Origin of the sequence: Rhodoferax sp. (genome assembly GCF_018063565.1) — a bacterium.
In the GTDB taxonomy this organism is placed as follows: Bacteria; Pseudomonadota; Gammaproteobacteria; order Burkholderiales; family Burkholderiaceae_C; genus Rhodoferax.
Genome location: NZ_JAGPBB010000051.1, coordinates 18,509 through 28,241, shown reverse-complemented (window position 1 = coordinate 28,241; position 9,733 = coordinate 18,509). Strand labels below are relative to the sequence as shown.

The following is a 9,733-nucleotide window of genomic DNA, read 5'->3' as shown; positions in this document are numbered from 1 at the left end:
GGGTGTGACCGTAAAACCACGCTGTTTGCTTTGGGTGGTGGTGTGGTGGGTGACATGACCGGCTTTGCGGCCGCCAGCTACATGCGCGGCGTACCCTTTGTACAGGTGCCCACCACCTTGCTGGCACAGGTGGATTCGTCGGTCGGCGGCAAAACCGCCATCAACCATCCCTTGGGCAAGAACATGATCGGGGCGTTTTACCAGCCGCTCAAAGTGGTGTGCGATCTGGGGACACTCAAGACCTTGCCGGATCGCGAACTGGCTGCGGGCCTGGCCGAGGTCATCAAGTACGGCCCGATTGCCGACATGGATTTTCTGGCCTGGCTGGAGGCGCACATGGATGCACTGCTGACGCGTGACGTTTCCGCGTTGGCGTATGTCGTCAAGCGCAGCTGCGAGATCAAGGCCTGGGTGGTGGGGCAGGACGAGCGCGAAGCCGGTTTGCGGGCGATCCTGAATTTTGGTCATACCTTTGGCCATGCGATTGAAGCAGGCCTGGGTTTTGGTGTCTGGCTGCATGGCGAGGCCGTGGGTTGCGGCATGGTGATGGCGGCGCAGTTGTCGGCGCGGCTCGGGCTGGTGGACGCGTTTTTCGTCAACCGTTTGACCCAGCTGATCAGCCGGGCCGGTTTGCCGACGCGCGCGCCGGTGCTGCCTGGGGCCGACAACGCCGGGCGCTACCTGGAGCTGATGCGGCTGGACAAAAAGTCCGAGGCCGGCGAGATCAAATTTGTGTTGATCGATCAGCCGGGCCGTGCCGTGGTGCGTGGTGCGCCAGATGCGGTGGTGCGGCAGGTGATCGAGGCCTGTTGCGCGGGTGTTTCAGGGAAAAATTAAGATTCATAGCATTGAGCGCATACTGCATAAGCGCTAAAGCCTGTTTTTACTTAATGACGATGCTTGCCTGTTATGCCTGTGACCCAGCGCAGACGCGTGGGCGGCGCTTTGTCCAGGCACCAGCGCCGACACGCACCGACTACCAGCGCGACCGTGACCGCATTGTGCACAGCACCGCGTTCCGGCGACTGGTGTACAAAACCCAGGTGTTTTTGAACCACGAGGGCGACCTGTTTCGCACCCGGCTGACCCATTCGCTCGAAGTCGCACAACTGGCACGCTCGATCGCGCGATCGCTGCACCTCAATGAAGACCTGGTTGAAACCATTGCCTTGGCGCATGACCTGGGCCACACCCCGTTTGGTCATGCCGGGCAGGATTCACTCAATGACTGTATGACCGAGTTCGGCGGCTTTGAACACAACCTGCAAAGCCTGCGCGTGGTGGACCAGCTGGAAGAGCGCTACCCCGAGTTTGACGGACTCAATCTCACTTTCGAGACGCGTGAAGGCATCCTGAAACACTGCACGCCGGCTGACGCCCAGACCTTGGAGGCACAGGAGCCCGGTGGCGTCGGGCGGCGCTTTCTGGCGCATCAGCAACCCAGCCTGGAGGCCCAACTGTGCAACCTGGCCGACGAGATCGCGTACAACGCACACGACATTGACGACGGCGTGCGCTCGGGTCTGATCACGCTGGCCCAGCTGCAAGAAGTGCCGCTGTTTGACTATTTTCACCAGCAAGCGCTGGCCGATCACCCGCAGTTGCAGGAGCCCACCCAGGCGCGACGGCTGCTGTTCGAGGCGATCAGGCGCATGCTTAGCGCCCAGGTCTACGACGTGATCACGGCCACCCAGGCGGCGCTGAATCAGACCCAACCGCGCGATGTGGCGGCCGTGCGGGTGCTGCCGCCGCTGCTGCAATTTGGTGCCGTCATGCACCATCAGTCCAAATCCCTCAAGGCTTTCTTGCTGCAGAAACTGTACCGTCATCCTCAGGTGATGCAAACCACGGGGCTGGCCAGGCAAGTCGTCCGCGACCTGTTTCATGCCTATCTGGCAGCGCCCCAAGAGATGCCCGCCAGTCACCAGCGTCGTTGGCAGTATGCGGCTGGCGCGGCAAACGAGTCACAAGCGTCGCTGGCCAGGGTGGTGGCCGATTACATCGCCGGCATGACCGACCGGTTTGCCGCCCGTGAGCATCAACGCCTGACGGGTCTGGACGTTTTTCCTGCAGGATCACCATGATGGACTCCAAACGTGTAATCGCCGATACCGTGGCCTGGCTCGAGCGCGCGGTGATTGGCCTGAACCTGTGCCCGTTTGCCAAAAGCGTGCATGTCAAGGGGCAGGTGCACTACGCCGTCAGCCAGGCCACCACGCCGCCAGCACTGCTGAAAGACCTGAGGCATGAGCTCCAGCAGCTGGTCGCGCTGGACGCCAAAGCGCGGGACACAACGCTGTTGATCGCACCTGCTTGTTTGCAGGATTTCCTCGACTTCAATGATTTTCTGGCGGAGGCCGATCAGGCGCTGCTGGACCTGGACCTCGATGGCGTGTTGCAAATCGCCTCGCTGCACCCGCACTACCAGTTTGCTGGTACTGCAGCCGAGGACATCACCAACTACACCAACCGTTCGCCCTACCCGACACTGCACTTGCTGCGGGAGGACAGCATCGACCGCGCCGTGGCCGCTTTCCCCAACCCCGAGGCGATTTTCGAGACCAACATGCAAACCATGGAAACGCTGGGCCAAGCGGGGTGGGATGCGCTGAAAGTCGGCGCGTCGCCGTAACAGTGCGCGCCGCAAAGTGATTCAGAATCGCCACCTCGTTCATGGCATCATCCTTGTATGTCCAAGCATCAATCGCCTGTCTCGACGAGCAAGCCCCTGGCCAATGAACTCCGCCCCGGTCAATCCATCGAACTTCTCCAGGAACTCCACATCCTGACGCGTGAGGGCAAGCTCAATCAGGACTCACGCCGCAAACTCAAACAGGTCTACCACCTGTACCAATTCATCGAAAAACTTCTGCTGGAACTGGCAGACACCGCCGGCAACGCCGCCAATATCACTCTGGCCGACCACGGCGCCGGTAAGTCGTACCTGGGGTTTATCCTGTACGACCTGTATTTCAAGCACCACGGCGGGCACATCCACGGCATCGAGACCCGCCCCGAGCTGGTGCAGAAGTCGCAGCAGCTCGCCGCCCGTCTGGGCTTTGATCGCATGTCGTTTCTGAACCTCACGGTGGCGCAGTCGGCCCAGTCAGACCAACTACCCGAGCGCATCGACGTCGTCACCGCCTTGCATGCCTGCGACACCGCCACCGACGACGCCATTGCTTTTGGCCTGCAAAAAAAAGCCCGCTTCATGGTGCTGGTGCCCTGTTGTCAGGCTGAAGTGGCGCGGGTGCTGAGTCAGCATAAAGCCTTGTCACTGGCGCGCACGCCGCTCGCGGAGTTGTGGCGTCACCCGTTGCACACGCGTGAAATGGGCAGCCAGATCACCAATGTGCTGCGCTGCCTGTATCTTGAAGCCTGCGGTTATCAGGTCACGGTCACCGAGTTGGTGGGCTGGGAGCACAGCATGAAAAACGAGCTGATCATCGCCCGTTACACCGGCCAACGCAAAGCGGCTGCAGGGCAGCGCCTGAACGCTTTGCTGGCAGAATTTGGTTTATCGTCACTGGCTGCGGTGCGCTTTTCCGCGCTGGCGGACAATGGCAGTTGTCATTGATTTGTGGTCATTTTCAGGAGGACTTATGCGTCAAATTGCTTTGGCTGGTGTTGTGATCGGGGTTGCGCTGGCAGTAGGCGGGTGTGCCACCAGCAGCCCGGACGTGGTGCAGCGCGGTGACGCGCAGCGCATGTCCCTGGTGGAGGACGGGGTGATACTGTCGGTGCGAAACATCACCATCGACGGTAGTCAGTCCGGCGTGGGTACCGCCGCTGGTGGGGTTATTGGCGCAGTGGCTGGGAGCAGCATCGGCGGCCGCCGCGACAGCATTGTGGGCGGTGTGCTCGGCGCAGTGGTGGGTGGCATGATCGGCAACGCCGTAGAGCGCCAAGGCACCCGCGAAGATGGTATCGAACTGCTGATCGAACTCAAAGGCGGTGAGCGCCGCGCGGTGGTGCAGTCCAAAGGCAACGATGCGCTCTATCCCGGTGACAAGGTCATTATCGTGACCACCGGCGGCAAGGTGCGGGTGAGCCGAGCACCTTAATTGGCACCTAAATTGGGGTCAGATTCCAATTAATTTTCTCCGGTGTAATCGGTATGGCCAGACTGCCACGTTTGACGCTGCCAGACTACCCGCACCACGTCATTCAACGCGGCAACAACCGTCAGCCGATTGTGGCCACGTCGGCCGACTACCGGCGACTGCTCGATGTGTTGGAAGAAAGCGCCAAGAAGTTTCAGGTGGCTGTGCATGCGTATGTGCTGATGTCCAATCACTTTCACCTGCTGGCCACACCGCAGACGGCAGACGGCCTGCCGTTGGTGATGCAGGCGGTGGGGCGCAGCTATGTACGCTATTTCAACGCCAGCCAACAGCGCACCGGCACGCTGTGGGAGGGGAGATACAAGTCCACCGTGATCCAGTCCGAGCGCTACCTGCTGGCCTGCATGGTCTACATCGACCTCAATCCGGTGCGCGCAGGCCTGGTGTCGCGGGCGCAGGACTACCCGTGGTCCAGCCACGCCCATTACATTGGCCTGCACCGAGACAGCTTGGTCACGGCGCATGCCCTGGCTTGGGAACTGGGCAACACCCCATTTGCCCGTGAGGCAGCTTACGCCGAATTGGTGCACGCAGGCCTCAACACGGTGCAGCAGCAGGCGTTGACCGCCGCCACCCTGAGTGGCTGGGCCTTGGGTGAGACAGATTTTGTCGCTAATTTGCAAAAGCGGACAGCCCGTCGCGTCAGCAAGGCTGTGGCCGGACGGCCGTTTTCGGTCAAATTTTCCAATCAAAAATGATCTATAGCGCAATATCAATAAGTAATTGAAGCTATAAAGTTGATGTGTCCCTATATAAAATAGTTATGCCAAATCTGAAAATTAATTGGAATCTGACCCCAATTAATTTGTTTGGCATTGATGTTGCAGTGCGGTAAAGTTACTTTTTTGACCTATTTAGGAGCGCGCCAATGACGACGGCTGCCGAGATTTCGCATCTCCAGGACCATGGTTTGTATTCTTCTGCCGCAGAGCACGACGCTTGCGGTGTGGGTTTTGTGGCGCACATCAAAGGTGCCAAGTCACATGACATTGTCCAGAACGCGCTGAAGATTCTGGAGAATCTGGATCACCGCGGTGCGGTCGGCGCTGACAAGCTGATGGGTGACGGCGCGGGCATTCTGATCCAGTTGCCCGATGCCTTGTACCGTGAAGAGATGGCGGCACAAGGCGTGACTCTGCCACCGCCGGGAGAATACGGCGTGGGTATGGTGTTTTTGCCCAAGGAACACGCCAGCCGCCAAGCCTGTGAGCAGGAGTTGGAGCGCGCCGTCAAGGCCGAAGGTCAAGTGCTGCTGGGTTGGCGCGACGTACCAGTGAACCGCGACATGCCGATGTCGCCTAATGTGCGCAAGAAAGAGCCCATCCTGCGCCAGATTTTTATTGGCCGGGGCACCGACGTGATCGTGCAGGACGCCCTTGAGCGCAAGCTGTATGTCATCCGCAAGACCGCCAGCACGCGCATTGTTCGGCTCAGACTCAAGCACAGCAAAGAGTATTACGTGCCCAGCATGAGCAGCCGCACGGTGATCTACAAGGGGCTGTTGCTGGCCGATCAGGTAGGCACCTACTACCGTGACCTGCAGGACCCACGCTGTGTGTCGGCGCTGGGCCTGGTGCACCAGCGCTTTTCCACCAACACTTTTCCGGAGTGGCCGCTGGCGCACCCCTACCGCTATGTGGCGCACAACGGCGAAATCAACACAGTCAAAGGCAACTACAACTGGATGAAGGCGCGCGAAGGCGTGATGTCCTCTCCCGTGCTCGGTGCTGACCTGCAAAAGCTCTACCCGATCAGCTTTGCCGGCCAGAGCGACACTGCCACTTTTGACAACTGCCTTGAATTGCTGACCATGGCCGGTTATCCCATCAGCCAGGCAGTGATGATGATGATCCCCGAGCCCTGGGAGCAAAACGCCGACATGGACCCGCGCCGGCGCGCCTTTTACGAATACCACGCCGCCATGCTCGAACCTTGGGACGGCCCGGCGTCGATTGTGTTCACCGACGGTCGCCAGATTGGTGCCACGCTCGACCGCAACGGCCTGCGCCCGTCGCGCTACTGCATCACCGACGACGACCTGGTGGTAATGGCCTCCGAATCCGGTGTGTTGCCTTTCCCCGAGAACAAGATTGTGCGCAAATGGCGCCTGCAGCCCGGCAAAATGTTCATGATCGACCTGGAACAGGGTCGTATGGTCGATGACGACGAGCTCAAAGCCAGCCTGGCCAACAGCAAGCCGTACAAGCAGTGGATCGAGAACCTGCGTATTCGCCTCGACGACGTGCGTGGCGGGGGAGAGCCGGCCAACGCGGCAGAGTCCCAAGGTACGCTGCTCGACCGCCAGCAGGCGTTTGGTTTCACCCAGGAAGACCTTAAATTCCTGATCGCCCCGATGGCCGCCAACGGTGAAGAAGCCATTGGCTCGATGGGCAACGACAGCCCGCTGGCAGTGCTCAGTGACAAGAACAAGCCGCTCTACAACTATTTCAAGCAGTTGTTTGCGCAGGTCACCAACCCGCCGATCGACCCGATCCGCGAGGCGATCGTGATGAGCCTCAACAGCTTCATCGGCCCCAAGCCGAATCTGCTTGACATCAATCAGGTCAACCCACCGATGCGCCTGGAGGTGACCCAGCCGGTGCTCAACTTTGCCGACATGGCCAAGCTGCGTGACATTGCCAAACACACCCAGGGCAAGTTCCGCAGCTACATGCTGGACATCACTTACCCGTTGACCTGGGGCCGCGAAGGTGTCGAGGCCAAGTTGGCATCGCTGTGCGCCGAAGCGGTGGATGCGATCAAGGGCGGGCACAACATCCTGATCATCAGCGACCGCGCGCTGTCCCCCACCCAGGTAGCCATCCCCGCTTTGCTGGCCCTTTCAGCGATTCACCAGCATCTGGTGCGCGAGGGCTTGCGCACCACCGCCGGTCTGGTGGTGGAAACCGGCACTGCGCGTGAGGTGCACCACTTTGGTGTGCTGGCAGGCTACGGTGCCGAAGCCGTTCATCCCTACCTGGCGCTTGAAACCCTGGCCAGCATCTGCCAGGATTTGCCGGGCGACTTGAGTGCCGACAAGGCCATTTACAACTACATCAAGGCGGTGGGCAAGGGCTTGTCCAAGATCATGTCCAAGATGGGTGTGTCCACCTACATGAGTTACTGCGGCGCGCAGTTGTTTGAGGCAATCGGCCTGTCCAGCGATACCGTGAGCAAATACTTCACCGGCACGCCCAGCCGGGTCGAGGGCATTGGCGTTTTCGAGATCGCCGAAGAAGCCATCCGTATGCACAAGGCGGCGTTTGGTGCCGACCCGGTGCTGGCCACGCGGCTCGATGCCGGTGGCGAGTATGCCTGGCGTACCCGTGGCGAAGAGCACATGTGGACGCCTGATGCCATCGCCAAGCTGCAACACAGCACCCGCGCGAACAACTGGAACACTTACAAGGAATACGCGCAGATCATCAATGACCAGAGCAAGCGTCACATGACGCTGCGCGGTCTGTTCGAGTTCAAAATCGATCCGGCCAAAGCCATCCCGCTGGATCAGGTCGAAAGCGCCAAAGAGATCGTCAAGCGTTTTGCCACCGGCGCCATGTCGTTGGGTTCCATCAGCACCGAAGCCCACGCCACGCTGGCCGTGGCGATGAACCGCATTGGTGGCAAGAGCAACACGGGCGAAGGGGGTGAAGACCCGGCGCGGTACCGCAACGAACTCAAAGGCATCCCGATCAAGCAAGGCGACTCGCTCAAGAGCGTGATTGGCGCCGACGTGGTTGAAGTCGATTTGCCTTTGCTGGCTGGCGACAGCTTGCGCAGCCGCATCAAACAGGTGGCCTCGGGTCGCTTTGGCGTCACCGCTGAGTACCTGAGCAGCGCCGACCAGATTCAGATCAAGATGGCGCAAGGTGCCAAGCCGGGTGAGGGCGGCCAGTTGCCGGGAGGCAAGGTGTCCGACTACATTGGCAAACTGCGCCATTCGGTGCCGGGTGTGGGCCTGATCAGTCCGCCGCCGCACCACGACATTTACTCGATTGAAGATCTGGCGCAGCTGATTCACGACCTCAAGAACGTCACGCCCAGCGCCAGCATCAGCGTCAAGCTGGTGTCGGAAATCGGCGTGGGCACCATTGCCGCCGGCGTTGCCAAGTGCAAGGCGGACCATGTGGTCATTGCTGGGCACGATGGTGGCACCGGTGCTTCACCCTGGTCTTCGATCAAGCACGCCGGCAGCCCGTGGGAGATTGGTCTCGCCGAGACCCAGCAGACGTTGGTGCTCAACCGCCTGCGCAGCCGCATCCGGGTGCAAACCGACGGCCAGCTCAAAACCGGCCGCGACGTGGCCATTGGCGCGCTGCTGGGCGCTGACGAATTTGGTTTCGCTACCGCGCCACTGGTGGTTGAAGGTTGCATCATGATGCGCAAATGCCACCTCAACACCTGCCCGGTGGGCGTGGCCACGCAAGACCCGCTGCTGCGCCAGAAATTCTCGGGCAAGCCCGAGCATGTGGTGAATTACTTCTTCTTTATTGCCGAAGAGGTGCGCCAGATCATGGCGCAGCTGGGCATTGCCAAGTTTGACGACATGATTGGCCGTGCTGACCTGCTTGATATGCGCGCGGGTCTGGCACATTGGAAAGCCAAGGGGCTTGACTTCAGCCGCCTGCTCGCCATGCCCAATGTGCCCAGCGACGTGCCACGATTCCATCAGGAGTCGCAAGAGCACGGCCTGGATAAGTCGCTCGACAACGTGCTGATCGAGAAAAGCCGTGCCGCCATCGACAAGGGGCAGCGGGTGCAGTTCATCGAAGTGGCACGCAATGTCAACCGCTCGGTTGGTGCCATGCTCTCCGGGGCCGTCACCCAGGTGCACCCGGAAGGTTTGCCTGACGACAGCATCCGCATTCAGCTCGAAGGCACGGGCGGTCAGTCGTTTGGTGCGTTCTTGTGCAAGGGCATCACGCTGTACCTGATTGGCGACGCCAACGACTACACCGGCAAGGGGCTGTCCGGTGGTCGGGTGGTGGTGCGTCCGAGCATCGACTTTCGCGGTGATGCGACCAAAAACACGATCGTGGGCAACACCGTGATGTTTGGCGCCACCAGCGGCGAGGCGTATCTGAGCGGCGTGGCAGGCGAGCGTTTTGCCGTGCGCCTGTCGGGTGCCACGGCGGTGGTCGAAGGCACGGGTGACCATGGATGCGAGTACATGACCGGTGGCACGGTCGTGGTGCTGGGCAAGACCGGGCGCAACTTTGCCGCCGGCATGAGCGGTGGTGTCGCCTATGTGTATGACGAAGATGGTCAGTTTGCCAAGCGCTGCAACACTGCCATGGTGTCACTGGAAAAAGTGCTGTCTGTGGTGGACCAGCAGGCCAGCATCAACGAAAAACTCTGGCACCGCGGCCTCGCGGACGAGGTGCAACTCAAGAAGCTGCTGGAAGAGCACAACCGCTGGACCGGCAGCAAGCGCGCCCGTGAACTGCTCGACAACTGGGATGTCAGCCGCCAGAAGTTTGTCAAGGTCTTCCCCAATGAGTACAAACGTGCCTTGGGCGAAATTCATGCAAAAAAATCGGCTCTAGCCATTGCAGAGCTTGCGCAAGCAGCTTCTAAAAAAGAAGCAATAAAGGCTTGAGAACAGGAAT

At 60.2% G+C, this 9,733-nt stretch carries 7 protein-coding genes; all 7 read left to right on the top strand.

Translation table 11 applies throughout. The features are described 5' to 3' along the window. Positions 1 to 837 (top strand): 3-dehydroquinate synthase (aroB, locus tag KBF66_RS12545; RefSeq protein WP_296657086.1); only part of this gene is annotated, 837 nt, incomplete at its 5' end. A gap of 53 nt (positions 838 to 890) precedes the next feature. Then, positions 891 to 2,084, top strand: a complete 1,194-nt coding sequence (locus KBF66_RS12540; protein WP_296657083.1) for a deoxyguanosinetriphosphate triphosphohydrolase — start codon at positions 891 to 893, stop codon at positions 2,082 to 2,084. Beyond that, positions 2,084 to 2,632, top strand: coding sequence for a DUF1415 domain-containing protein (locus KBF66_RS12535; RefSeq protein WP_296657080.1), 549 nt, complete (start codon positions 2,084 to 2,086; stop codon positions 2,630 to 2,632). Before KBF66_RS12540 ends, KBF66_RS12535 begins: the two co-directional genes overlap by 1 nt. 57 nt (positions 2,633 to 2,689) lie before the next feature. Next, on the top strand, positions 2,690 to 3,577 hold the full coding sequence (locus KBF66_RS12530; protein WP_296657076.1) for an SAM-dependent methyltransferase: 888 nt from the start codon (positions 2,690 to 2,692) through the stop codon (positions 3,575 to 3,577). A 25-nt stretch (positions 3,578 to 3,602) separates the two neighbouring features. Beyond that, complete coding sequence (locus KBF66_RS12525) at positions 3,603 to 4,064, top strand: glycine zipper 2TM domain-containing protein (RefSeq protein ID WP_296657073.1); 462 nt, start codon at positions 3,603 to 3,605, stop codon at positions 4,062 to 4,064. Positions 4,065 to 4,117: 53 nt separating this feature from the next. After that, positions 4,118 to 4,822: a transposase gene (locus tag KBF66_RS12520; RefSeq protein WP_296657067.1), complete on the top strand. Its 705-nt coding sequence runs from the start codon at positions 4,118 to 4,120 to the stop codon at positions 4,820 to 4,822. A 170-nt stretch (positions 4,823 to 4,992) separates the two neighbouring features. Then, the gene (locus KBF66_RS12515) at positions 4,993 to 9,723 is read left to right on the top strand and encodes a glutamate synthase-related protein (protein WP_296657063.1); all 4,731 of its coding nucleotides are present in this window, start codon (positions 4,993 to 4,995) and stop codon (positions 9,721 to 9,723) included. The last annotated feature ends 10 nt before the right edge of the window (positions 9,724 to 9,733 follow it).

Bases quoted from the DNA above. Each gene is read 5' to 3' on its own strand.
- KBF66_RS12540 (WP_296657083.1), top strand. From the start codon at position 891: ATGACGATGCTTGCCTGTTATGCCTGTGACCCAGCGCAGACGCGTGGG.
- KBF66_RS12535 (WP_296657080.1), top strand. From the start codon at position 2,084: ATGGACTCCAAACGTGTAATCGCCGATACCGTGGCCTGGCTCGAGCGC.
- KBF66_RS12530 (WP_296657076.1), top strand. From the start codon at position 2,690: ATGTCCAAGCATCAATCGCCTGTCTCGACGAGCAAGCCCCTGGCCAAT.
- KBF66_RS12525 (WP_296657073.1), top strand. From the start codon at position 3,603: ATGCGTCAAATTGCTTTGGCTGGTGTTGTGATCGGGGTTGCGCTGGCA.
- KBF66_RS12520 (WP_296657067.1), top strand. From the start codon at position 4,118: ATGGCCAGACTGCCACGTTTGACGCTGCCAGACTACCCGCACCACGTC.
- KBF66_RS12515 (WP_296657063.1), top strand. From the start codon at position 4,993: ATGACGACGGCTGCCGAGATTTCGCATCTCCAGGACCATGGTTTGTAT.